This window comes from Affinirhizobium helianthi, assembly GCF_042680945.1.
GTDB lineage: Bacteria > Pseudomonadota > Alphaproteobacteria > Rhizobiales > Rhizobiaceae > Neorhizobium > Neorhizobium helianthi.
Map to the genome: position 1 here is coordinate 57,038 of NZ_JBHUEQ010000039.1, position 23,412 is coordinate 80,449.

A 23,412-nucleotide genomic window follows, 5' to 3' on the forward strand; every position below is an offset into this window, starting at 1 on the left:
GCTTATGCTTCCATAGGTAAAAAGGTGATCGTCTCGAAGTCCACGCCGACGCGCGAACCCACATCCAGTGCGTTTCGGGTTTCCACGGAGATGATCGTACCGTTCTTGAGCCGAAGGCTTTGGGTCCAAGCTTTGCCCATGAAGCGCCGATCTTCCACTGTCGCATCGATCAGTGCGTTGCCGCACTCGCGTATCATCACCTGTTCAGGACGCACCACAAGCGTGCCCTTGCCGCTGTGGCCTCTTTCCAAAAGAGACAGCTTCGATCCGTCCGCCATCTGGAATCCGGTCGATTCAAAAGCACCTTCCAGAAAATTCGCGCTGCCGACGAATTCGGCCACGAAGCGGTTCGCCGGGCGCGAGTATATGGTTTCAGGATCTGCAAGCTGTTGCACAATGCCATTCTGCATGACCGCGATCCGGTCCGACATTTCCAGAGCTTCCTCCTGATCATGCGTCACATAGATGGCTGTCAGGCCGAGCCTTTTCTGCAGGCTGCGCAGTTCGTGGCGGAGTGACACTCGAAGACGCGCGTCGAGATTTGACATCGGCTCATCCATAAGCAGTAGCGGCGGATTGATGACAAGCGCACGCGCCAGCGCGATGCGCTGCTGCATGCCGCCACTCATTTCTGCGGGAAAGCGCTTTTCGACGTCGTGAAGTTCGACTTGCGCCAACGCGGCCTGAACCCTTTCGGCGACTTCGCCCTTCGGGACTTTACGCAGCTTCAGCCCGTAGGCGACATTGTCGAAAACGGTCTGGTTCGGCCACAATGCATAGTTCTGGAAAACGAAGCCGATATTCCTGTCCCAGGCGGCAAGCGAAGTCACGTTCTGCCCATTGAACAAGATCCTCCCACCATCAATGGGATGGAAGCCAGCGATGGCCCGCAAAAGCGTCGTCTTGCCGCAACCGGATGGCCCTAGCAGCGTGAAGAATTCACCGGGTTTTATCGTGAGGCTAACGTCTTTCAGAACCGCGTGATTACCAAAGGTCTTGGACACAGCGTCTATGACGACCTCGCAGCCTTGGGTGGGAGCTTTGGACGATAAGGTTTCAACCACCGAATTTTCCTCGAATTTGGCCGTATCGGACGATGAAATAGAGAGGGATGTAGATAATCAGCATCAGGAGAATGGTCTGTGCAGCAGAAACACCGAAATCGGCATCCACCAAGGTGTTCTCGAAGATCACGGCCGTCATCGGTTTCCACGGCGGACGATAGAGAACGATGGTGGACGACAGCTCTGTCACGATGTGGAGGAAGGTGAGCGTTGCCCCGGTCACGGCACCCGCAAGCACCAGAGGCGCGGTTATGGTGACGAACACTCTGAGCGGACGCGCTCCGAGACTGATCGCGGCCTCCTCGAGCGCCGGATGAACGCGTCTCAGGGCCGCTTCTGACGCCTTGACCGTAAAGGGAAGGTTACGAATGAGATAGGCAAGAACAAGGATGAACCATGTGCCCGTCAGTTGGACCGGCGCCTTGTTGAACATCATGATGAGGCCGATGCCCAGCACTGTGCCGGGAATGACATAGGGCATCATAACCGTGAGGCTGAGAACCGGCGCGATTATACGATAACGCTTGCGTATGATCACATAGGCAATCCCCAGTCCGATCGCTGTGGCGGCCACCGTTCCGGCAATACCAAGCGACAAGGTCACCCAGGCAGGTCCCATCCCGGTGCGCCACATGGTGGTGTAGTTTGCCAGCGTCAGGTTCGCTGTCGGCAGACCGACCCGCCATTCCATAAAGCTGGATATAAGCACCGTGAGGTGAGGCGTGAATGCCATGAGAAGGGCAATGCAGATGGCTCCGAGGACCACAGCATGGGCGAGCGGCGAAAGCGACTTCCGGTTTAAAGCGCGCGACGAAACCACGGCGAAACCGCGTCGCGCCAGATAGATTTGCTGCGCCATAAGGAAAAGGCTCGAGATGATGATGAGCACCATCGATCCTGTCGCCGCAAGGGCCGGATTGCGTCCCGCCTCACTAAGGAAGGACGTATAAATCAGAACCGGCAGGGCGTTAACGTCGAGACCAATGATTCGCGGCGTTCCAAAGTCCGACAGGGCTGCCATCGTTGCCAGGTAGAGACCGGTGATGATGCCGGGAAGCGCGAGCGGAATTTCGACCGTCATGCGAACGCGAGGCGGCTTGGCTCCGAGGCTTTCCGCCGCCTCTATATGCCCTGCGTCCAGACTCTGAAACGAGCTGTGGCTAAGCAGAAAGATGATCGGGAAAACCAGCCAGGTGATAACCCATATGACGCCATGCAAGCCAACAATCGAGACATCAAGACCTAGATAATTGGTCAGAACACCATTTCGCCCCAGGAGCAAGCGCCACGCATATGCTCCCAAAAATGGTGGCGAGACGGACGCCATGGTGACGAGAAAGACGATCGCCGTGCTGCCCGCGACCCGGTAGCGCGCGATAAGATAGGCAAGCGAAACCCCGATCACAGCAGCAAGGCCGGTGGATGTCAGCGCGATCAACAGACTGTTCACTGTGGCGGAAACGGTTTCCGAACGAGTGAAGAAATCGATGTAATGGACCGGAGAGAGCGACAATGCCTTGTTTTCAAAGGTGACGTAGGCGTTTACGGCATGCGACAGCAAGACCGTGTTGGTGCCTTGAGCCTGAATGTTCAAGGGTGCGGGGGCTGTCGTGGCAAAAAGCCCGCGGGGCGCCTGTTGTGAGAGCGCGAAACGAGCGGTGCCCACATCGAGTTCAATGAGCCCGGCGCTGTCCCTGCCCAGAGAAATCGGCTCTTGCGATGAGAGGCGCAGCGTTCGGTCGTCCTCGACACTAACCTTCAGGTGGTCAGTCGAAGCCAGCGATATGGCCAGCCCGTCGGAGCTTTTCTCCACTCCGTAACGGGCGGTCATTTCCGGCACGGATTGCAAGCCGTCCTTGTTATGCAGAAGAGTAAAACGGCCGCCCTCCTCCAGCAGGGAGGCGGCCATGAGGCGAACTTGCGGGACGATTATCGTCAGGCCGCAAAGCACGAGCGCGACGATTGAAAAGATCAGCCAATTGTCGCGCAGCACCTTCATTTTCCGCGAAGCTCCTGGAAGCGAGCCACGACAACCGGGCGCGGATCGACAGCCGACACGATCGTGAGCGTGGACATATCAGGCAGGGCGGCCGGGGGCGTTACATCCTTGCGTGCTGAACGTCGAACGGTGGCATCGCGAACGATCTCATGCACCATCTTGCTGCCCAGGAAATCGATGAAGCTCTTGGCATCGTCGAGGTGCTGCGCGCCCTTGACGATAGCCTGAGCATCGATCTGTCCGGTGACGGCATCGCTTGGATAGACGATATCGATTGGAAGCCCCTGCGCCTTCCACTTGGCACCGAGATCTTCGTTGATCCAGCCGACTGCCGCTTCACCGTCCCGGACTGCGTTGAATGCGTCATCAGAACCGGGCGCAATACGCGCACCCTTGGCCATCTGGCCAACGAATTCCCAACCGAAATTGCCCGCAAGAGCAGAGAGAATGACATAGCCCGTACCAGATTTCGCTGGGTCTGGAATAATCAGACCGCCATTCTTTGCAAAATCATGTGAAACGAGATCTTTTTGCGTCTTGGGCATGGAGCCGGTTTCGACCCGCTTGGTGCTGACGATCAGAGGCTGCAATAGCACCGTGAACGGATGCCAGATGTGATTGGGATCGTTCGTCACCATCTCGGCGTCCGACTTGCTCTCGTATGCTTGGAAGAGCGCCGAATTTTCTTCGAAAGTCTGTGTCGGTCCGCCCCACATCACGTCTGCCGAGGAGTGACCGCCTTCGGCACGCAGGCGCTCGATGAGTTCGCCCGTCCCGCCGCGCACGACGGTCACCTTTATGTCCGGATTCGTTTTGGCAAAAGCTTCAAGAATGGGAGCAGACGTTGCCTCCCCATGAGCGGTATAGACGACAAGCTCTCCAGCATTCGCAACACCCAGGATTGACGCCGAGGCCAAAGCGCCCGCCATGATCCGCCGCAAGGTCCATTTCAGCATGACTGTGTTCCCTTTTTAAAGTCACTGCACTGAGAAGAAGGCGACCTATTAATTCCATTGGATGGATTAAAAATCAAGCTGCCTTTTTCGCGGGTTTACGGGGTTTTTATTGCACTTATATGACAAACTCCAAGAGGGCATCGCATTGAGCCGACTTGACGACAATGAGAGGCGCTGATAAATTCCATTTAAAAGAATAAATAGGATTTTGGCACCCATGAGCCTGATGGGCAGCAATCACACATATTCGGGCCGCTACAATCGTCGCCTGGTTTTCGACCTTATCCGCGCCGCCGGCGGCATCAGCCGGCGCGACCTTGTTCAGGTGACGGGCCTGAAGGCGCAGACAATGTCCAATATATGCAGGGATTTGATCGACCGGTCTTTAGTGGTGGAATCCATTCAGCAGGAAGGCGCGCGCGGCGCCCCGCAAAAAAGGTTGCAAGTGCGTGCGGACGCAGGGTGTTGCCTCGGCATCCATGTGGATCGCGACGGGCTTCTGGGCATCGTTTGCGACTTGGCGGGGCAGGAACTGGGACGCGAAACGGCATCGGCATCGCTCGAAGATCCGTCCGATACGATACGCGCCATAGCCGACATCACGCAGCGTCTGCGCTCTGTTGCCGCCGATTGCCCTGCCTGGGGTATCGGTATCGCCATGCCAACGCTGCAGGAAGCAGAGTTCGAGCATCCTGTCGGCCCGCCGGGCTGGGATGCCTGGAGCCGCATCCCCGTGGCGGAGGCCATCGAAGATTCTTGCGGCCTTCCAACGATTATCGAGAATGACGCCACAGCCGCCGCAGTTGCCGAATTAAGAGCAGGCAGAGCCTCAGGACTGACCCACTACGTTCATATTTTCGTCGGGCACGGGCTCGGCGCCGGTATCATAAACGACAGCATGCCGCTTCAGGGATTTTGGAACAATGCTGGAGAGATCGGCCTCCTGACATGGCCTGCCGAATTCACCAATCCGGACGCTGATGGACAGACTCCGTTCTCTATCGACGAACTGGCAGCAATGCTCTCTTGCGAAAGCAAGGAGATTGCGAGGCCTGGCGTGTTGGAGCAACTCTATGCTCAACGCAACAGTGTTTTGATGCGGTGGCTCGATCTCAATTCAAGGCGCCTCCGATTGCTGGTTTCGCTGCTTGAGAACATCATGGACCCGCAGACGATCATCGTCGGAGGGCATTTTCCGCCAGCGCTCAACAACTCCCTGATTGACCGGGCCTATCCCCTTTTGCCATCCGTCAGCGCCCGAAGCGAACGGGATATTCCCCGGCTGTGCGCTGGCGCACTCGGCCCGGGAGCCGCCGCGATCGGTGCGGCCATGCTGCCCGTGATTGCCCATGGTAGCCCGGACTTCAGGCGTCTCTCATCCATGCGCGGGCGCAGCCAGACCATGGATTTCGAAAGGCGCTTCGATCGCGTCGCCGGCGCGCCCACGGATGATGACCCATCCTCCTGATTTACCCCATTCTCGCCAATAGGACTAGAAAATGAAAATTGCAGTCGCCGGGCTTGGCTTTCGGCTTGCCAATGTCATAGCCTCCTTCGCCAAGGCCTGCCCAGATCTTGAAATCGTCGGCCTAATGGACCCTGAGCCTGCTGGACTGCCGGCTGTTCTTTCTTCCGGCCTACCGGCACCGCGACGCTTCGATACAGTGGAACTGATGTTGGCGCAGACGCGGCCTGATCTACTCATGGTCGGCTCACCCAATGTTTTTCACCTGGACCATATCACCGCGGGGCTGCGCACGGGCGTGCGCGTGTTCACCGAGAAGCCGGTCGTGATCGATGAAGATCAGTCAATGAAAATGGCGCGCCTGCTTGCCGAATACGGCAAGGAGAGCGTTATGGTGGGGCTTGTTCTGCGGTATTCCGACCTCTATCGGGACTTGCGCGCGGCGCAGGCTCAAGGCCACATCGGCACCATCACTTCGATCGAGGCATCCGAGCATATCGCGCCTTACCACGGCGCGTTCTTCATGCGGGATTGGCGGCGGCACACGCGCTATGCTGGTCCTTTCATCCTGGAAAAATGCTGTCACGACATCGATCTTTACGGCAGCGTCGTGGGGCAGCGCGCCATGGCCGTTGCCAGCTTCGGGGGGCGTAAGTCATTCGCTGCGGAAAACCGGCCCGATCAGCTCTCCGCGTTTCAACAGCAGGAATTCTACAAGAAACCAAGCGGTTGGCTGAAGAGCGATGCCGTCTTCGAGAGCGACGGCGATATTATCGACTATCAGACCGCGATCGTCGAATATCAGGGCGGAGCGACGATGGCGTTTCATACCAACCTCAACGTTCCGGATCAGTTTCGCCGCTTCTGCGTCATTGGCAACAAGGGAATGGCAGAGGGCGATTTCATCCGTAATCGCTTCGAGGTCCACTCCGCCATTACGGGCGAAAAGCTTTTCGAGCGGCGTTACGAGGGACACGAAAGTGATCACTATGGTGCAGATGATCAGATGGCTTTCGATATTTACAAGCATCTGACCCAGGCGGCACCACTACCCGTCAATATCGTTGCGGCTCTGGAAGCGGGGCTCGTAGCAATCAAAATCGAAGAGGCACGTCGTGCCCGGCGCACCGTCGAGCTTGCTGAGACCTGGCAGCGTTTCGATGACGCGCTTTGCAGCCCTGTAGCTGCAGCCTGAGGCCAAGTTCATGAACATTCCCTCCCCATCATCACCCGTTGTCATCCGCAACGCCCAGCCTTCCGATGAGGCTGCGATCCTGGATATCTGCCTGCGCACATCAGACAGCGGACGAGACGGATCGCGACACTACACTGACGCGAGACTTCCGGGCTTTGTCTGGGCCTTGCCCTACGTTCGCTTCTGCCCAGAAAATGCCTTTGTACTGACCCAGCGCGGCGTCGTGATGGGTTACTGTGTCGCAGCACCCGACACGAGCGTCTATGAAGATTGGCTTGAGGCCGCATGGTGGCCCTTCTTGCAAGAAGAGCTCCGCGATTTCTCTGCGGAAACGGCAGAGGATGAGACCGTTCTTTCCTATATTCGGGGCACTGCGAGAACATCAGCTGATGTGACGGACCGCTATCCAGCCCATTTGCATATCAACCTGCTTCCGGAGGCTCAAAATAGTGGTAATGGATCGGCGCTGCTGCGACATCAACTGGACGCATTGAGGAAATTGGGCGTGACAGGGGTCCATCTGGGCGTGAATGAGCATAATGAGAAGGTCGTCGGATTTTACGCCAAATTCGGGTTTGTGGAAATCGACCGGACACCTTCGATCCTGATGGCAATGCGGCTGGTGAATTGCTGACGATGGTCAGGCCGCTGTGCTACCGGCGGGGCGAAACGTAAATTGGCCTGCGGCAAAGCCAGGCGGGTCCGCTCAGGACCAAAAAAGAACCGCGCTCAGGGCGCGGTTTGGAGTCTAGGGAGGAAACACCCAAGGAGGGTATTTACAGTCAAAAGACTGTAAGGGTTACGATAGAGAGGAATTGCCCAATTGTCAAGCAATCGCAAAGAATGATTATCTTTCGGGCACTTCATTGCTGCTAGCGGCATCTTGTTCCGCGCCTGCTTTGCGATAGAAAGATCGGCACATTCATTTTTGCCGGAGACATTTCAGATGGTGCCAGATCGTGCCTTTTTCGACAGCCTCGCCGAAGCTGCCCGTCAGGAAACGTTGCCGCGTTTTCGCACCGGCACCGCCGTTTCCAACAAACTTCAATCGGGCTTTGATCCGGTCACAGAGGCCGATCAGGCGGCAGAGCTCGCGATCCGTAAACTCATTATCGATCGCTTCCCGGACCATGGCATTTTGGGCGAGGAACATGCGTCCATAGGACTGGATCGAGAGCGGGTCTGGGTCATCGATCCGATTGACGGAACCCGTGCCTTCATCTCTGGCTTGCCAGTGTGGGGAACCTTGATCGGCCTTTATCACGGCGGCAGAGCAGTGATGGGCATGATGGATCAGCCGTTCACCGGTGAGCGGTATTTCGCTGATGGCAGCGCAAGTTGGTATAAAGGGCCGGAAGGCGAGCGGAAGCTGAAGACCCGCAACTGTCAGCAGCTTTCGGATGCCGTTCTCTTCACCACATCGCCGCACATTTTCACGGACGGCGAACTTGAGCAATATCGCCGTGTGGAGAATGACGTCCGGCTGTTTCGCTACGGCATTGATTGCTATGCCTATGCGCTTCTGGCAGCTGGACATGTGGATCTGGTGATTGAAACTGGTCTGAAGCCCTACGATGTCGGTGCACTCATTCCTCTGATCGAGCAGGCGGGTGGTGTCATGACGACCTGGGATGGCGGGCGCCCTGAAGGCGGCGGCAAAATTATAGCGGCTGGCAATGCGGACCTGCACCGTCAGGCGCTGGAGCGACTTGCGGGAGAATGAGCTGAAGCGTTCGGCGATCTTGCAGATCTGGTCCTGAGACAAGAGCATTTCCGGTGAGGTTGACATCACCTGAAATGCGCTCTGTCTCTTGTTTTGATAAAGTCTGGACGCGCAACCGCTGCTGCACTTTTGCTGGATATTCCCTAGCGGAATGAACTTGATATCTGATACCCATTTGCGGCGATCATCGATGATCAAATGTCACAATCAAACCTCTGGGCTGCTGTTTCCTGGAAATTCACCAAGGGATCTGTTCCCGGGATGAAGGCGGCGATAGCCGCCAGCGCCTGCGCGCGGTAGATGTCCCGCTCCTGGAAGAGTTCGTGCCGCGCTCCGGTGATCGTGATCAATTGCCCGGCGCGAAAATTGCGGGCTAGTTGCTCCTGTGCGAGATAGGGCACGATGCCATCCAGCATGGGCGCGAGAAGAAGTGTCGGGATGGTGATCCGCGTCAGATGTGCTTGCTGGCTTACAACCGCGGCAACTGACAGGCATTCATGCAGCCAGCGCGCGGTGGGCGGGCCGATGGTGAGGTCCGGTCGCGCATCAATCAGGGCTGCATTGCGCGCAAAGCGGTTCTTGTCGGATGTCAGCGGATTGTTGTGAAAGGGGCGGGCGCTCTGATCCTTCCCCATGGAAACTCCGCCGAGCCCAAGGCTCGAAAGGCCACCAGCCAGCTTGCGGATCGAGCTTTCCGAGAGCGTCTGACCGCTTAATCCCACAAAAGGGGCCGCCAGGGCCATACGGTCGATCCGGTTGTTCAGGCGAGGTGCGGAAGCAAGCGCAACGAGGGCTCCGGTGGAATGGGCGAGAACGAAAAAGGGCAGGCGCGTATCTGGCAGAACAATATCGCGCAGGAAGATTTCCAGATCCTGCTGATAGTCAGAAAAGCGGCGCACATGGCCCTTGCGCTGGTTCTTGAGCAATCGATGGGATCCGCCCTGGCCGCGCAGATCAAATGTCGCAACCCAAAGCCCCATGGCGTTCAGGTCACGAATGGTCTCGAAATATTTCTCGATGAATTCGTTGCGGCCTTGCAAAAGAACCACAGTGCCCAGTGCGGGAGAGATATCAGAGCGGAAGATGCCGTAACGCAGCTTCGTCCCGCCAAAACCCTCGAAAAAGCCAGCAGTGCAGTTCTCCGGCACCGGATTACCCGGACTGGAATAGAGAATTTCGCTGTTGGAAATTGCCGCTTCGCTCATGGTCAAGGGATAGCGCATCCCAGGCGGGGAGGAAACCGGCATTGCAAATTTTTGAAAAAAGGGCCGGAACCACCTTGGCGGTTCCGGCGAAGTGCAGACTGAAGAGAAGGGACGTGGCTTCAGTCTCCGGGGCGAATGCCACCGGTTGATTGGATGTCTAACCATTCACATCTGAACCCGGGCAGAATTGGTCGTTCATCGGCCATTCAGGGCTGTAAAGAGGGTGCATTTTTTCGCAGATACAGGTCTTGAACGGGGAAATGTGACCTCCCATCTGAAGACCACGGACGCCGAAAGGGTCTGTAACACAAGGTCAGCATCGCCTTTTCGGGGTGCTGACTCGCTACCAGAATTCGCAAACGTCGCTTCCAAGGAGGACAACATGCGTCACGTTGATTTTTCCCCGCTCTACCGCTCCACCGTGGGCTTCGACCGCCTTTTTTCCATGCTTGATGGCATTGGTCAGCCCGAGCAGGCGCAGAGTTACCCGCCCTACAACATTGAACGCACCGGTGAGAACACCTATCGGATCACCATGGCAGTTGCCGGATTCGATGAAAAGGAACTCAGCATCGAAGCACATGCACATGTGCTGACGGTCAAGGGCGAGAAGTCTGAAGAAGAGGCTTCCGAGAAGACCGAATATCTTTATCGCGGCATCGCCAAGCGCGCCTTCGAGCGCCGCTTCCAGCTGGCTGATCACGTAGACGTGCAGGCCGCTTCGCTGAAGAACGGACTTCTGCACATCGATCTGCTTCGTAACATACCCGAGACGCTGAAGCCGCGTCGCATTGCCATTGCTGCTGATGTGGTCGATGCATCAAAGACGATCGAGGCACAGCCTGCTCCCCAGCAGGTCAACTGATTGCCGCTAATTCATTGACTGCATGAAAAGGCCCCGTCCTGAAGCCAGGACGGGGCCTTTGTGTGTCTGGACTTCAAGCCGTTTTGACTTCCAAAGCCTTTGCTTCTGCGGCCAGGCGTTTTGCCGCGTATTTCTGGGCAATGACAGCGCAAATCATCAACTGGATCTGGTGGAAGAGCATGAGTGGCAACACGATTGCTCCAATGCTTTGGCCCGCAAAGATCGCGCCGGCCATCGGCACGCCAGAGGCCAGGCTCTTTTTCGAGCCGCAGAAGGTAATCGTGATTTCATCTTCCTTGTTGAAGCCGAGAAGGCGACTGCCGAAGGTCGTGACGCACAGGACCAATGCCAGCAGTGCAATATCTATCACGATGACGATTGCGATGTCGCGTATGGAAAAGGTCTGCCACAGGCCTTCATTTACGGATTCGCTGAAGGCAAGATAGACCACCATGAGAATGGAGCCGCGATCGACCGGCGTCAGAAGCTTCTTCTTCGATCGAATCCACTTGCCAATCCACGGTTCAAGGATTTGGCCGAGAATGAACGGCGCCAGCAATTGAAGCACAATGGTTTCCAGCGCATCCAGATTGAAACCCGAGCTGCCGCTCGTGGTCATCAGAAGGCCCACCAGAAGCGGCGTCAGAAACATTCCGAAAAGATTGGATGCTGAAGCCGAGCAGATGGCCGCGGGAACATTGCCGCCAGCAATCGAGGTGAAGGCAATTGAGGACTGGACGGTGGAAGGAAGGACGCAAAGAAAGAGCAGTCCCATATAAAGCTCGGGCTTCAGGATCGTTTCCGGAATGAAGCCAAGGCCCAGGCCCAGCAATGGGAAAATGCCGAAGGTGACGAGAAGAATGGTCAGGTGCAGGCGCCAGTGGAGCACGCCCGTAATCACCACATCGCGCGAGAGACGTGCACCATGCAGGAAGAACAGCAGTGCGATGGCGCAATCCGTTGCATATCCGAAGATTTCCGCGAATTCGCCCTGTGCCGGGAGGAAGGAAGCAATGATCACGGTGGTGACCAAAAGCAGCGTGAACGTATCTGGCAGGAAGCGCCGCATGAATTCTCCTTGAAGAAGTCCAGTCTCTGAGACTTTACGCCTGCCTTATCATGAAGCAAGATGCAAACACTAACAGTTATCATGGACCGTGATGTGATGTTGAATCTGACGCATCTCGCAAGCTTTATCCAGCTTTATGAGACTGGAAGTTTTACGCTGGCTGCTGATCAGCTGGGGGTGGGGCAATCCACAGTCACCCAGCATATTCAGCGGCTGGAGAAGCATCTGGGTCGTCAGTTGATCGACCGTACAACGCACCGCGTGAAGCTGACGACGGAAGGCGAGGCATTGCTCAGCTATGCCAGGGGCATTCTCGAAATGAACGGCAAGGTGTTGTCGCTTTTCGGGCAAAGCCGCTTGCGCGGGCGTTTGCGGCTCGGTGTTTCGGAAGATGTCGTGGCCAGTCGACTAACGGCTGTGCTGGAGGATTTCATCCGCTTGCATCCTCTGGTGGATCTTGAGCTGACGGTGGCGCTCAGCGCGCCGCTTTATCAGATGCAGGACATGGGGGAACTGGATCTCGTTCTTGCCAAGCGCCACATTGGCGATACGCGTGGACGCCTGCTGTATCGTGAACCTTTGGTGTGGCTGGCGAGAGACCCGGATCTTCTGCGCCTGCGGGGCGATCAGCCCGTGCCTCTGATTGCCTTTCCGCCGCCCAGCATTACCCGAAAGGTTGCACAAGAGGCTCTGGACCGCGAGAAAATCCTCTGGCGCATCGTGTGCACCTGCGCGAGCCTGAGTGGATTGACGGCCGCAGCGCGAGCAGGAATGGGGGTGCTGGTGCAGCCGCGCAGCATGGCGCCGGAGGGACTTCGCGAAGTCAGCGGCGAGCAATTGCCGTTGCTTGAAGATGTGGAGTTCGTTCTTGTGCCACGCAAGGGGGCGGATGCCGCGCTGATTGAGGCGCTCTCCTTGCTCATTGAGGCGCGTATCACGCCGCAAGCGGCGACGTGACGGGTCGATTCGTGTGTTTTCCAGAAAACGGGCTGAAACCAGCCTCACGCTTGAAATGGCACAGGCTGCGCGCGCTATAAGCTTCTGACTGCTGCGCCGCATTTGTTTTTATTCATCCGCGATGAAGCGGTAGCCGACGCCGGCTTCCGTCTTCACGATCCTTGGCTGCGTTGCATCCCGTTCTATCTTCTGGCGCAACTGCCCAATAAAGACGCGTAGATAATGGAGGTCGTCGCCATGGGCCGGCCCCCAGACCGAGGTCAGAAGGCTGCGATGGGTAACGACGCGGCCCGCATGGCGTGCCAGCAGAAGCAAAAGGTCATATTCCTTCGGGGTCAGATGGACAGTCTCCGTGCCGCGCAGGACAAGTCGCCGCACGGGATCAATCAGCAGCCCATCGGCCTCAATGGCGGATGGAATCGCTTCCGTTTTGTTCCGGTGGCGCAGCGCGTTGCGGATGCGTGCGGTCAATTCGCCAATTCCGAACGGTTTCTCCACATAGTCATCGGCGCCGAGATCCAGGGCTGCAATCTTCTCGCTCTCCCGGTCGCGGGCGGAGAGGATAATGATCGGTATGTCGCTCCAGCCGCGCAATTGGCTGACCACATCCTTGCCGTCCATATCGGGAAGACCGAGATCCAGAATGATAAGATCAGGGGCCTGTGTCGCTACCGCCTTCATGGCCTCGGCGCCATTTGCCGCTTCAAGCACATCGTAGCCAGCAGCGGCCAGCGCAGGTTTCAGGAAACGCTGAATTTGCGGCTCATCGTCCACGATGAGAATACGGGACAGATTCATCTCGTCGCGCCTGCTTCTCTTTCGGCAGCCGGGAAGCGCATCACGATACGTGTCCCCTTCTTGCGGATTGCGGGGCTCTCCGCATGAATTGTGCCTCCCATTGCCTCCACGAAGCCCCTTGCAATCGAAAGGCCAAGGCCTGTTCCCGGTGCGCGGCCATCTGGTTTTCCCCGCCGATAGAATTTCTCGAACACCCGCTCAAGATCCTCGCGTGGAATGCCCTTGCCCATATCGGTGACTGAAATGAGCACTTCGCCTTCAACTTTGCGCACGAAGACGCTGATGGAATCGTTTCCGCCATATTTTACGGCGTTGTCCAGCAAATTGAAGAGCACCTGGCCCAGCAGAACGCCATCCGCCTCTATCAAGGGCACATCGGCTGCAATGCTGGTTTCTATCTGACGGTCGGGAACATAGCGCCGTGTTCTCTCCACCGCAGACTGAACGACATCGGTTACGTCCACCCAGTCCCTTTTCGGCGAAAGGGTGCCAGCCTCAATGCGGGTCATGTCGAGCAGGTTCGCCACGAAGCGGCTCATTCGCCCGCTTTCTTCTTCTATTGATTGCAGAAGGTCGTCCCGGCTCTCCTGGCTCATGTGCTCGCCAAGCTGGCGAAGGCTGGTGACGGCGCCGGTAATGGTGGAAAGCGGTGTTCGAAGATCGTGCGAGATGGAAGAAAGAAGGGCTTCCCTATAGCGTTCGCCCTCCAGGCGCGCTGCCTGAATTACCGTTTCGTCCGCAAGCCTTGCGCGATCGAGCGCAATAGCTGTCTGGTCCAGCGCAGCGGCGACCGCGCGCTCCTGATTGGGATCGAGAGCCGTCTCGCCGCGGGCTATGCCACACACGCCCACGAGACCGTGCGGTCCCATCAGCGGGCGAAACTGGAAGCGGCTATTGGGAAGCGTGCCGGTGCCGTGGCCTGCTTCTTCGCACTTTTCCTGTGCCCAGCGCGCAGCGGCAAGATCCGTCACATCAAGCTCTATATCCGGTGGCCAGACACCGGCCACCTGCAATTCTTTGCCCTGTTCGGTCAGCATCACGATCTGACGCTTCAATCCCATCTGAAGCTGCGATACGGCGAGCCAGATTGCATCTTCCGCCTTCTCCGCGCCTGCGAGCTTGCGGGAGAATTCGTAAAGCGATTGCAGTGCTTTTGCGCGCGATTGGGCAATATCGGCCTGCTCTCGAATGCGCGAGGCAAAGCCGCCTGCCACCATGGCAACGATCAGGAACATGAAGAGCGCGAAGACTTCATGGGGGGCGGCGATGGTGAAGGTGTGAACCGGCGCGATGAAGAAGAAATTATAGGTCAGGGTGGAGAGTATGGCGGCGATAAAGGCGGCCGTGTAGCCTCCTGTCATGGCTGAGCCAAGCACTGCCAGAAGATAGACGATCGAGATGTTCGGCAGATTGATGAAGTTTTCGATGGCCCTCCCGATCATGGTCATGACGGTGACGAAACCTGCTGCGATCAGGGGAGACATGCCAAGTGGGGGCAGCTTGAAGGTTGGAATGAGCGGGTTTCGCGCCTGCGGATCCTTCTCATCAGCCGTCACGATATGAAGGCAGATGCCGGACGATCTTGCTTCCAGCGCGCCCGCCAGTGTTTTGGTGAAGAGGTGAAAGGGGCTGCGGCGCGAGGCAGTGCCGACGACGATCTGCGTCACATGCTCGCGCCGTGCGAGTTTCAGAATTTCTTCAACGAAATCCTTGCCGATCAGGCGGCGGCTCTCCGCCCCCAGCTCTTCCGCCAGGCGGAAGATGCGGTCGATCTTCTGCAGCCGGTCGCTTGTTTCCGTCTCCCGATCCGCCCGTTCGGCGGAAACCACGATCCAGGGTGCGTTGAGACCAGAGGCTAGCCGTCCGGCAACCCGGACCACCTTTTCCGAAAGCGGATCGGAGCCCACGCAGACAAGCAGCCGTTCTCCGGTCGCCCAGGGTCCGTCAATGGCGTTCTGCTTCAGGTAATCGACCATCTGGTCATCTACCCGGTCTGCCGTTCGCCGAAGTGCAAGCTCGCGCAGCGCGGTCAGATTCCCCAGGCGGAAGAACCGCTCCACGGCGCGTGCTGCGCTATCGGGAAGGTAAACCTTGCCCGCCTTCAGCCGCTCGATAAGCTCCGTAGGTGGCAGATCCACCAGCAGGACCTCATCGGCACGTTTCAGAACGATATCGGGAACGCGTTCGCGAACCGTGATACCGGCAATCTGTGCAACAAGGTCAGCAAGGCTTTCCAGATGCTGGATATTCAGTGCCGTCCAGACATCGATGCCAGCAGAAATCAGTTCTTCAATGTCCTGATATCGTTTCGGATGGCGGGCATTTTCCGGGTTGGAGTGGGCCAGTTCATCTACCAGGATAATGCGTGGGCGCCGTTGCAGTGCCGCATCCAGATCGAATTCTTCCAGCAAGCCGCCACGATGGGAAACGGACTGACGCGGGAGAATCTCCAGTCCTTCGAGAAGAGCTGCCGTCTCACCCCGCCCGTGGGTTTCCACAAGGCCGATCACGATATCCGCACCTTCCGCCTTCAGGCGTCGCGCACGGGCCAGCATGGCATAGGTTTTTCCAACGCCAGGTGCGGCACCCAGAAAAACAGTCAACTTGCCCCGGCGGTCTTTGTCCGCCAGGGCAAGCAGCGCATCCGGATCCGGCCTGCGTTCAAATCTGCGGTCGTCCTTGTCCGCCATTCAGGCTCTCATAATGCCATGGCGTCCAACGCCAGATTCAGTTCCAGTACATTGATACGAGGTTCGCCGATAATGCCATAGGCGGGAGCCTCGATATGCTGTTCAACAAGGGCCGACACCTTGCCTTGTTCCAGCCCCCTGGCCTTGGCAACGCGTTCAACCTGTGCCCGCGCAAAGGCCGGGGAGATGTGTGGGTCAAGCCCCGAGCCTGAGGCAGTGACGGCATCGGCTGGAACCGGTCTGGAAATGCCGGTGGACGCCAGACGCTCGACTTCGCCGTTGATCCGGTCACGAAGCTTGGCTGATGTTGCGCCGAGATTCGATCCTGATGACGAGGCAGCATTATAGGCATAGGGGCTTGTGGCTGATGGACGCGGCCAGAAATAGCGATCCGAAACGAAGTTTTGCCCGATCAGCCGGGAGCCGATGACAGTTCCTTTCTGTTCGATCAGCGAGCCATTGGCCGTGAAGGGCATGGCCGCCTGCGAAATGCGGGTGATGGCCAGCGGGAAAGCGAGACCGGTCAAGCCGGTCATGAGAAACACGAGCACAAATGCTGGGCGAAGATGATTGAGCATGGGTTACACCAGATGGAGCGCGCTGACGGCAATGTCGATGATTTTGATGCCTGCAAAAGGCAGAACCAGCCCGCCCAGACCGTAGATCAGCAGATTGCGGCGCAGAAGAACGGCAGCGCTTGCAGGACGATAGGCAACACCGCGTAGCGCGAGCGGAATGAGTGCGACGATGATCAGAGCATTGAAGATCACGGCCGACAGGATGGCGGATTGCGGTGAGGCAAGGCCCATGATGTTCAGTGCCGAGAGCGTTGGATAGGTTGCGATGAAGAGTGCCGGAATGATGGCAAAATATTTCGCGACGTCATTGGCGATGGAGAAGGTCGTCAGGGATCCGCGCGTCATCAACAACTGCTTGCCGATCTCGACAATCTCGATGAGCTTGGTCGGGCTGGAATCCAGATCGACCATGTTGGCCGCTTCGCGGGCAGCTTGGGTGCCGGTCTGCATGGCCACCCCCACATCGGCCTGAGCCAGTGCCGGAGCATCGTTGGTTCCGTCGCCGCACATCGCAATCAGGCGTCCGCCCTGTTGCTCGCGGCGAATATAGGCCAGCTTGTCCTCAGGTGTGGCCTGGGCCAGATAATCATCGACGCCAGCTTCCGATGCAATCGCAGCTGCCGTGACCGGGTTGTCGCCAGTGACCATGACGGTACGAATGCCCATGGCGCGCAGAGCGGCGAAACGCTCCTTGATGCCCGGCTTTACGACGTCCTTCAAATGGATGACGCCGAGAAGATTTCTGCCATCGGCCACACCAAGGGGTGTGCCGCCGCTTCGGGCAATGAGGTCGACGGATTTCATGAATTCAACTGGCGCGTTTTGCTGTGTCAGTCCCGCGAATTTCAGAACCGCGTCCACAGCTCCTTTGCGCAGCGAGCGAGCCCCGACATCCACGCCGGAAAGGCGAGTTTCGGCGGTAAATGCAATGACGGCATCGGGAACCACGTTCTCCGCCGCAACACCGAAATCGCCTGTCGCAAGCGCAACGATGGAGCGGCCCTCCGGCGTTTCATCGGCAAGGCTGGCAAGAAGGGCTGCCTGCGCCAATTCCTCCCGTGTGACGCCCGGTGCCGGCAGGAAATCGCTCGCCATGCGGTTGCCGTAGGTAATCGTGCCGGTCTTGTCGAGAAGCAGGGTATCCACGTCGCCTGCCGCTTCTACCGCCCGGCCAGAGGTTGCAATCACGTTGAAGCGTACGAGGCGGTCCATGCCTGCAATGCCGATTGCAGAGAGGAGTCCACCAATGGTGGTAGGGATAAGCGTGACGAGCAGGGCTGCCAGCACGGTAACGGAAACCAGGGGCCCATTGTAACCCGCCAGACCCCAGATCGTCACGCAGACAAAGAGAAAGACGAGTGTGAGACCGGACAGCAGGATCGACAGCGCAATTTCATTCGGTGTTTTCTGACGCTGCGCCCCTTCAATGAGCGCGATCATGCGATCCACAAAGGATGAGCCAGGTGCTACCGTAATGCGGATGCGGATCTCATCGGAGAGAACCTGTGTTCCGCCCGTCACTGCCGACCTGTCGCCACCGGATTCGCGGATAACAGGGGCGGATTCGCCGGTAATGGCGCTTTCGTTGACCGAGGCAACGCCTTCGATCACTTCACCATCGCCGGGGATCAATTCGCCTGCGGCAACGAGCACGACATCGCCGATCTTCAGGTCCGGAGCCGGTATGGTTTCGGTGCTGCCATCTGCCTTCAGGCGTCTGGCAACCAGTTCCGATTTTGTCCTCTTCAGGCTGTCCGCCTGCGCACGGCCACGGCCTTCTGCAACGGCCTCGGCAAAGGTTGCGAAGAGAACCGTGAACCACAGCCAGGCGGCAATCTGGCCGGAAAAGGAAGCAGTTCCGCCGATGGCGAGATCACGCAGGAACAGAAGCGTGACGAGCGCAGCTACTGCCTCTGTGACGAAGATCACCGGATTTCGCAGCAAGAGGCGTGGGTCCAGTTTCCGGAAGGCATCGCCAGTGGCGGGAAGCAGAATAGAAGCATCGAAAAGACCGGGAGCTTTATGGTCTTTGGACATGAGATTTCCCTCAGAAGGTTTGGCCAGCCAGCATTGCGAGATGATCTGCAATGGGCCCCAGCGCGAGAGCCGGGAAGAATTGGAGGCCGCCAAGAATTAGGATAATGCCGATCAGAAGGCCGACGAAAAGCGGGCCATCGGTGGGGAAGGTTCCGGAGGAGGCGGGCGTCTTCACTTTTTTCGCCAGTGAACCGGCAATGGCCATGACAGGCACCACATAGGCGAAGCGGCCAAGCATCATGGAAATACCAAGCGTGGTATTATACCAGACCGTATTGCCGGACAGGCCACCGAAGGCGGAACCGTTGTTGCCGGCAGCGGATGTGAAGGCGTAGAGAATCTCCGACAATCCGTGAGGGCCGCCTGTTCCGATGCTTGAAAGTGCCGATGGCAGCATGGCGGAAACGGAAGAAAAACCGAGAATTGCCAAGGGCAGTACGAGCACGGCCAGCATGGCGAAGGTCATTTCGCGCCCCTCGATTTTCTTGCCCAGAAACTCCGGCGTGCGACCCACCATGAGACCGGCGACGAAGACGGACAGCAGGGCGAAGACCAGAATGCCATAGAGGCCGGAGCCGACGCCGCCCGGAAGAACTTCGCCCAGCTGGATCAGGAACATGGGCACAAGGCCACCGAGACCCGTCAAGGAGCCGAGCATTCCATTGACCCCGCCGTTCGAAATGCCTGTGGTGACGCCAGCATAGAGTGCTGTCATGGTTTGGCCAAAGCGAACTTCCTTGCCTTCCATGTTACCGAGAGAGGGATCGACACCAAGTGCGCTGTGGATGGGGTTCCCTTGCGTTTCTGCCCAATAGATGACGCCGATCCCGGCGACCAGCAACAGTGCCATTGCGCAAAGTAGCGCCCAGCCCTGACGGCGATTTCCGACCATTTCGCCGAAAGTGTAGACCATGGCAGAGGAAATCCACAGCATGGAGAAGATGTTCAGATAGTTGGACCAGGCTGACGGATTCTCGAAGGGGTGTGCGGCATTTGCGTTGAAAAAGCCACCGCCATTGGTGCCAAGCTGTTTGATGGCCTCTTGCGATGCGACTGGACCGAGCGAAATGATCTGCTTTGCTCCTTCCAGTGTCGTTGCTTCAACTGAGGCCTGCAGGGTTTGCGGAAGACCCATGGCCACGAAGGCAAGCGCGACGACGACGGATATTGGCAGCAGGATGTAGAGGGTGGCGCGCGTGCTATCGACCCAGAAATTACCCAGTGTCGATGCCCTGGAGCGTGCTAGGGCACGAGTGAGAGCAACCGCCAATGCCATGCCAGTGGCAGCGGAAAGGAAATTCTGCACCGTGAGGCCAGCCATCTGGCTGAAGGGACTGAGCGTGCTTTCACCGGCATAGTTCTGCCAGTTCGTATTGGTCACGAAGGAAGCGGCTGTGTTGAAGGCAAGGTCTGGTGCCATGGCCGAAAAACCCTGCGGGTTCAGGGGCAAATAGGCCTGCAGCCGCAGAATGGCATACAGCACCAGAAAGCCAGCAATGGAAAAAGCAAGCATGGAAAGAGTATAGGCCAGCCAGCCTTGCTCCTTATCTGCGCGGATGCCAGCGAGCCGGTAAAATCCGTCTTCCAGCCGTCCCAGCAGAGGTGAAAGAAAGGTGTTTTCGCCGTTGAACACGCGCGCCATGTAAAGCCCCAAAGGCTTGATGGCGATGAGGACCACAGCGAAAAGGAGGCTGATCTGCAGCCACCCGAGAATGGACATGATGTTCTCCTGCTTTCAGAAGCGTTCGGGCCGCAGAAGCGTGACCACGAGATAGATGCCGAGAGCGATGGCGACGAAAAGGCCGAGCAGTGGTTCAAGCATCGGGTGAGCCTCTAGAACCTGTCGAGCGCGCGGGCATAGAGAGCGAGCAGCAAAAGCGTGCCGCATCCCAACGCGATGAAAATGAAATCGGACATGTGTGTACTCCTGTAACCACAGGAGATTGACTACGCCTTCCTCGCGTCAGGTTTCGATTGGGAAGCGGACGGGGCGGTATAAAGAAAAGATAAAGAGGCAGGACGACGATCCCGCGGCTTGCTTGCCGCGGTGCCATGTGTGGAGTTTTGTACGTTCGCTACCATGCTGCGGCGCAAAAATGGGCGTGACAATCAAAAACATGATCGATAGTCATGTCTTTGTTGAAGTGCTGGTCAAGGTCTTGCGATGATTGCAAATGAGTGGGAGGGGGAACTTCCCGTGGCGGATGTCTGCATTGTCGGTGCTGGACCCGTCGGGCTTTCTCTGGCTATCCGGTGTCAGGCGCGCGGACTGTCAGTGCTGGTCCTGGAAGCAGGTGGCGCCGATCCCGCGCAGGTGAGGCGAGGCGAAACCAGATTCACCTCGCCTCATCATGCCCCTTTGGAGGCTGTCATTGCGAGCGGCCTGGGCGGTACATCCGCCTTGTGGGGCGGGCGCTGTGTTCCCTTCGACGATATCGACTTTGCGCAGCGCGATCATGTGAACTTCTCGAACTGGCCTATCACCCATGCTGAGCTATCTGCCTATTACGAGGAAGCCCTGCGGTTTCTCCACTGCGATCCTGCAGTTGCGGGTTCGCCGATGCTGGCTGATGATATTGCCGGGGACACCAGCCAGGAGTTCTGGTCGGCCCAACCTCATGTCGGGCTTGCGCGCCGCCATCAACTGGAGCGGTTGGATGGTTTGCTGATCTTGCTTGGCGCACAGGTCATAGGCCTTGAGGCGGATCCGCAGGAGCGGCGCGTCACTGGTGTTCGTCTATCATTTGCAGGACGCGAGCGGCTGGTGCGTGGCAGGTGTTTTGTTTTCGCCGCGGGGGGATTGGAGAACGCGCGGCTTCTCTTTGCCTTGGCCCAGCAGCAGCCCCGTGTATGTGAAGCTTTCCTGCCCGCTCTTGGCCGCTATTATCAAGGCCATCTCACCGGCTATCTTGCACTGATAGAGTTCCGCAGCGCGCGCCTGGCGGATTTCTTTGCGTTTCAGCGCACTGCATCTTCCGGCATCTGGCGGCGGCGGCTGCAGATCGCTCCCGACATGCAGAACGAGTTGCGCCTTCTGAATGCTGCATTCTGGCTGGACGCAATCTCGATTGCCGATCCAGCCCATGGGTCCGGCATCCTGTCTCTGGCCTATCTGATTGCCAGAAGTACGGGCTTCTATCGTCGTGTCTCAACCGGATTTGCGGCGAGCACTGCGAGTGCTCGCAAACGCAATCTGAAGGGGCACCTCGTCAACCTGTTGCGTCCGGGCCTTCCCTTTCAAGGGATAGGCCGTCTGGGCAACTATTGTCTCTCCGTCCTGCAAAGCCGGAAAGGAGAAGGGCCTGACCGGCAGACCTTACCCAATCCACGCCACCGCTTTTTGCTTCGCTACCATGCCGAACAGGTTCCCAATCCGCACAGCCGGGTCACGGCGGATGCCAAGGCTAAGCTTGGCCATCTTCCATCCCTTTCGGTCAACTATCAGGTAACGGATCAGGATCTCGACTCCGTTCTGCGCAGCCACGACCTTCTGGACAGATGGCTTCGGGGCAGGGGACTAGGACGGCTGATCTACCTGCATCCTGCGGCGGCGCGGCGCGGCGCCGTTCTGGCGCAGGCATTTGATGGCTATCATCAGATCGGATTAACCCGCATGGCGCATGCAGCGGATGAAGGCGTTGCGGACGCAAACTGCCGCGTGTTCGGTCTCTTCAATCTCTACCTCGCGGGCAGCGGGTTATTTGCAACATCCGGCCAGGCTAACCCCACCCTGCCGGCCGTGGCACTGGCCTTGCGTCTTGCAGATCATCTGGCTTCCGAAGCGTGACGCGGAGAGGCACGTCGTTTCAGATTGAACAGGTTGCCAGTTACAATCAGCGCTGCACCAACGGCGGTAAATCCATCGACCTGCTCCTGATAGAGAAGGTAGCCAAGAAGCGCGGATGCCGGCACCCGCAGGTAATCCATCGGCATCACGACGGTTGCATCTGCATAGGCTAAAGCGCGTGCCATGCAGAAATGTGCAAATGTGCCACTGAAGGCGATCAGGAAGATCCAGGGCCAGATTTCCAGGGAAGGCCAGACCCACACCCTGAGTGCCGGGATTAACCCGAATACGGATTGGATGATAAGCATCCAGAAGATGATTTTGGTGGCACTATCGGTGCCGGTCAGGAATTTCGTCATGATGAAGGATACGGCGAAGACGAAGGCCGCCCCGAGCACGATCAAATGGCCTGGATTAAGCGGCGTGGCACTAGGATGCACGATCAGTACCACGCCGGTCAGGCCAAAGACGATGGCGATTGCCTTTCCGGGTGTGATCCGCTCCGAAAGGAAAAGTGCTGCCATGATGGCCGCCCAGATTGGGGCCGTGAACTCAATTGCGATCACCTGCGCCATGGGGATCATCGTCAGACCCATGAGCCAGGCGAATTGTCCGATGTAATGGGCAGCGTTGCGCGCGATGTGGCTTGGCAGAACCCTGGTTCTCATGGCCCGCAAGCCACCTTCCTTTAGCACCAGGGGCATCAGCATGAAGAAGGCGAGCACAGAGCGCATTTCCATCACCTGGAATACATCAAGCTCACGCGTGATCGCACGTCCGGAAACCGCCATCAGCAAGAGCAGCGCGATCGAGACAAGCATCCAGCACGCTGCCTTGATTGTATTTGAGGGTGCGGCCCGCATCGTAAGGATCCTTCTTCCGTGCGACCGTGCCGGATCTATGTCGATCCGGGATCGGCCGATGTCACTCTTAAGTCTGAAGCACCCTGATTGAGAAGGGTATAAATTGCTTGCGCTACATCCTGTGCGCGTGCAGGAGCGTCCTGGATGAACGAGCGCGCAAG

19 protein-coding genes are annotated in these 23,412 nt (G+C 57.8%); 7 read left to right on the forward strand and 12 right to left on the reverse strand.

The genetic code is table 11. The features are described from left to right. Window positions 1-2: 2 nt before the first annotated feature. The 3 genes from ACFSE1_RS18445 to ACFSE1_RS18455 are packed head-to-tail and all read right to left on the reverse strand — an operon-like array spanning window position 3 to window position 4,019. Window positions 3-1,064 carry an ABC transporter ATP-binding protein gene (locus ACFSE1_RS18445; RefSeq protein ID WP_377404780.1) on the reverse strand — a complete coding sequence of 354 codons (1,062 nt, stop codon included), beginning with the start codon at window positions 1,062-1,064 and terminating at the stop codon, window positions 3-5. Further along, window positions 1,057-3,063 carry an ABC transporter permease gene (locus ACFSE1_RS18450; RefSeq protein ID WP_377404784.1) on the reverse strand — a complete coding sequence of 669 codons (2,007 nt, stop codon included), beginning with the start codon at window positions 3,061-3,063 and terminating at the stop codon, window positions 1,057-1,059. The genes ACFSE1_RS18445 and ACFSE1_RS18450 overlap by 8 nt, the downstream gene beginning before the upstream one ends. Beyond that, window positions 3,060-4,019 carry an extracellular solute-binding protein gene (locus ACFSE1_RS18455; protein WP_377404787.1) on the reverse strand — a complete coding sequence of 320 codons (960 nt, stop codon included), beginning with the start codon at window positions 4,017-4,019 and terminating at the stop codon, window positions 3,060-3,062. The genes ACFSE1_RS18450 and ACFSE1_RS18455 overlap by 4 nt, the downstream gene beginning before the upstream one ends. Before the next feature lie 217 nt (window positions 4,020-4,236). Between ACFSE1_RS18455 and ACFSE1_RS18460 the strand changes: the two genes are divergently transcribed. The 4 genes from ACFSE1_RS18460 to hisN all read left to right on the forward strand — a co-directional run bounded on the left by ACFSE1_RS18460 (window position 4,237) and on the right by hisN (window position 8,402). Next, window positions 4,237-5,487, forward strand: a complete 1,251-nt coding sequence (locus tag ACFSE1_RS18460; RefSeq protein WP_377404790.1) for an ROK family protein — start codon at window positions 4,237-4,239, stop codon at window positions 5,485-5,487. A gap of 31 nt (window positions 5,488-5,518) precedes the next feature. Continuing rightward, window positions 5,519-6,679 (forward strand): Gfo/Idh/MocA family protein, encoded by a 1,161-nt coding sequence (locus ACFSE1_RS18465; protein ID WP_377404793.1) that lies wholly within the window; start codon window positions 5,519-5,521, stop codon window positions 6,677-6,679. Between the two features lie 10 nt (window positions 6,680-6,689). Beyond that, the gene (locus ACFSE1_RS18470) at window positions 6,690-7,313 is read left to right on the forward strand and encodes a GNAT family N-acetyltransferase (protein WP_377404795.1); all 624 of its coding nucleotides are present in this window, start codon (window positions 6,690-6,692) and stop codon (window positions 7,311-7,313) included. A gap of 312 nt (window positions 7,314-7,625) precedes the next feature. Next, window positions 7,626-8,402, forward strand: coding sequence for a histidinol-phosphatase (gene hisN / locus ACFSE1_RS18475; protein ID WP_377404798.1), 777 nt, complete (start codon window positions 7,626-7,628; stop codon window positions 8,400-8,402). A gap of 194 nt (window positions 8,403-8,596) precedes the next feature. Here the strand turns inward: hisN and ACFSE1_RS18480 are convergent, their stop codons facing one another. Then, window positions 8,597-9,607, reverse strand: a complete 1,011-nt coding sequence (locus ACFSE1_RS18480; RefSeq protein ID WP_377405094.1) for an alpha/beta fold hydrolase — start codon at window positions 9,605-9,607, stop codon at window positions 8,597-8,599. A 382-nt stretch (window positions 9,608-9,989) separates the two neighbouring features. Between ACFSE1_RS18480 and ACFSE1_RS18485 the strand changes: the two genes are divergently transcribed. After that, a complete protein-coding gene (locus ACFSE1_RS18485; RefSeq protein ID WP_377404801.1) occupies window positions 9,990-10,472 on the forward strand; it encodes an Hsp20 family protein in 483 nt (160 codons plus the stop codon). 73 nt (window positions 10,473-10,545) lie between these two features. Here ACFSE1_RS18485 and ACFSE1_RS18490 read toward each other — a convergent pair whose 3' ends face one another. Next, the gene (locus ACFSE1_RS18490) at window positions 10,546-11,541 is read right to left on the reverse strand and encodes a bile acid:sodium symporter family protein (protein ID WP_377404803.1); all 996 of its coding nucleotides are present in this window, start codon (window positions 11,539-11,541) and stop codon (window positions 10,546-10,548) included. 96 nt (window positions 11,542-11,637) lie between these two features. Here ACFSE1_RS18490 and ACFSE1_RS18495 point away from each other — a divergent pair, with 96 nt between their 5' ends. Beyond that, on the forward strand, window positions 11,638-12,498 hold the full coding sequence (locus tag ACFSE1_RS18495; protein WP_377405097.1) for a LysR family transcriptional regulator: 861 nt from the start codon (window positions 11,638-11,640) through the stop codon (window positions 12,496-12,498). A 108-nt stretch (window positions 12,499-12,606) separates the two neighbouring features. On the opposite strand, the gene ACFSE1_RS18500 is transcribed toward ACFSE1_RS18495, so the two are convergent. From ACFSE1_RS18500 to kdpF, 6 genes are read right to left on the reverse strand one after another with little or no spacing between them, the layout of a single operon-like run. Next, window positions 12,607-13,296: a response regulator gene (locus tag ACFSE1_RS18500; protein WP_377404806.1), complete on the reverse strand. Its 690-nt coding sequence runs from the start codon at window positions 13,294-13,296 to the stop codon at window positions 12,607-12,609. After that, entirely contained in the window at window positions 13,293-15,986 is a 2,694-nt protein-coding gene (locus tag ACFSE1_RS18505; RefSeq protein WP_377404809.1) for an ATP-binding protein, read from the reverse strand. Before ACFSE1_RS18505 ends, ACFSE1_RS18500 begins: the two co-directional genes overlap by 4 nt. 8 nt (window positions 15,987-15,994) lie before the next feature. Continuing rightward, window positions 15,995-16,564 (reverse strand): potassium-transporting ATPase subunit KdpC, encoded by a 570-nt coding sequence (gene kdpC, locus ACFSE1_RS18510; protein ID WP_377404812.1) that lies wholly within the window; start codon window positions 16,562-16,564, stop codon window positions 15,995-15,997. Window positions 16,565-16,567: 3 nt separating this feature from the next. Further along, window positions 16,568-18,601 carry a potassium-transporting ATPase subunit KdpB gene (gene kdpB, locus ACFSE1_RS18515; protein WP_377404815.1) on the reverse strand — a complete coding sequence of 678 codons (2,034 nt, stop codon included), beginning with the start codon at window positions 18,599-18,601 and terminating at the stop codon, window positions 16,568-16,570. A 10-nt stretch (window positions 18,602-18,611) separates the two neighbouring features. Beyond that, window positions 18,612-20,321 (reverse strand): potassium-transporting ATPase subunit KdpA, encoded by a 1,710-nt coding sequence (gene kdpA / locus ACFSE1_RS18520; RefSeq protein ID WP_377404818.1) that lies wholly within the window; start codon window positions 20,319-20,321, stop codon window positions 18,612-18,614. Between the two features lie 15 nt (window positions 20,322-20,336). After that, the gene (gene kdpF / locus ACFSE1_RS18525; RefSeq protein ID WP_377404821.1) at window positions 20,337-20,489 is read right to left on the reverse strand and encodes a K(+)-transporting ATPase subunit F; all 153 of its coding nucleotides are present in this window, start codon (window positions 20,487-20,489) and stop codon (window positions 20,337-20,339) included. Between the two features lie 276 nt (window positions 20,490-20,765). Between kdpF and ACFSE1_RS18530 the strand changes: the two genes are divergently transcribed. Further along, complete coding sequence (locus ACFSE1_RS18530) at window positions 20,766-22,388, forward strand: FAD-dependent oxidoreductase (protein ID WP_377404825.1); 1,623 nt, start codon at window positions 20,766-20,768, stop codon at window positions 22,386-22,388. Here ACFSE1_RS18530 and ACFSE1_RS18535 read toward each other — a convergent pair. Next, a complete protein-coding gene (locus ACFSE1_RS18535; protein WP_377404828.1) occupies window positions 22,367-23,251 on the reverse strand; it encodes a DMT family transporter in 885 nt (294 codons plus the stop codon). The genes ACFSE1_RS18530 and ACFSE1_RS18535 overlap by 22 nt on opposite strands. Between the last annotated feature and the right edge of the window lie 161 nt (window positions 23,252-23,412).

Coding starts and splice junctions, on each gene's coding strand:
- ACFSE1_RS18490 (WP_377404803.1), bottom strand. CDS start 11,541: ATGCGGCGCTTCCTGCCAGATACGTTCACGCTGCTTTTGGTCACCACC.
- ACFSE1_RS18535 (WP_377404828.1), bottom strand. CDS start 23,251: ATGCGGGCCGCACCCTCAAATACAATCAAGGCAGCGTGCTGGATGCTT.
- ACFSE1_RS18460 (WP_377404790.1), top strand. CDS start 4,237: ATGAGCCTGATGGGCAGCAATCACACATATTCGGGCCGCTACAATCGT.
- ACFSE1_RS18470 (WP_377404795.1), top strand. CDS start 6,690: ATGAACATTCCCTCCCCATCATCACCCGTTGTCATCCGCAACGCCCAG.
- kdpC (WP_377404812.1), bottom strand. CDS start 16,564: ATGCTCAATCATCTTCGCCCAGCATTTGTGCTCGTGTTTCTCATGACC.
- kdpA (WP_377404818.1), bottom strand. CDS start 20,321: ATGTCCATTCTCGGGTGGCTGCAGATCAGCCTCCTTTTCGCTGTGGTC.
- ACFSE1_RS18465 (WP_377404793.1), top strand. CDS start 5,519: ATGAAAATTGCAGTCGCCGGGCTTGGCTTTCGGCTTGCCAATGTCATA.
- ACFSE1_RS18455 (WP_377404787.1), bottom strand. CDS start 4,019: ATGCTGAAATGGACCTTGCGGCGGATCATGGCGGGCGCTTTGGCCTCG.
- ACFSE1_RS18450 (WP_377404784.1), bottom strand. CDS start 3,063: ATGAAGGTGCTGCGCGACAATTGGCTGATCTTTTCAATCGTCGCGCTC.
- hisN (WP_377404798.1), top strand. CDS start 7,626: ATGGTGCCAGATCGTGCCTTTTTCGACAGCCTCGCCGAAGCTGCCCGT.
- kdpF (WP_377404821.1), bottom strand. CDS start 20,489: ATGCGGCACGCTTTTGCTGCTCGCTCTCTATGCCCGCGCGCTCGACAG.
- ACFSE1_RS18505 (WP_377404809.1), bottom strand. CDS start 15,986: ATGGCGGACAAGGACGACCGCAGATTTGAACGCAGGCCGGATCCGGAT.
- ACFSE1_RS18495 (WP_377405097.1), top strand. CDS start 11,638: ATGTTGAATCTGACGCATCTCGCAAGCTTTATCCAGCTTTATGAGACT.
- ACFSE1_RS18500 (WP_377404806.1), bottom strand. CDS start 13,296: ATGAATCTGTCCCGTATTCTCATCGTGGACGATGAGCCGCAAATTCAG.
- kdpB (WP_377404815.1), bottom strand. CDS start 18,601: ATGTCCAAAGACCATAAAGCTCCCGGTCTTTTCGATGCTTCTATTCTG.
- ACFSE1_RS18485 (WP_377404801.1), top strand. CDS start 9,990: ATGCGTCACGTTGATTTTTCCCCGCTCTACCGCTCCACCGTGGGCTTC.
- ACFSE1_RS18530 (WP_377404825.1), top strand. CDS start 20,766: ATGATTGCAAATGAGTGGGAGGGGGAACTTCCCGTGGCGGATGTCTGC.
- ACFSE1_RS18480 (WP_377405094.1), bottom strand. CDS start 9,607: ATGAGCGAAGCGGCAATTTCCAACAGCGAAATTCTCTATTCCAGTCCG.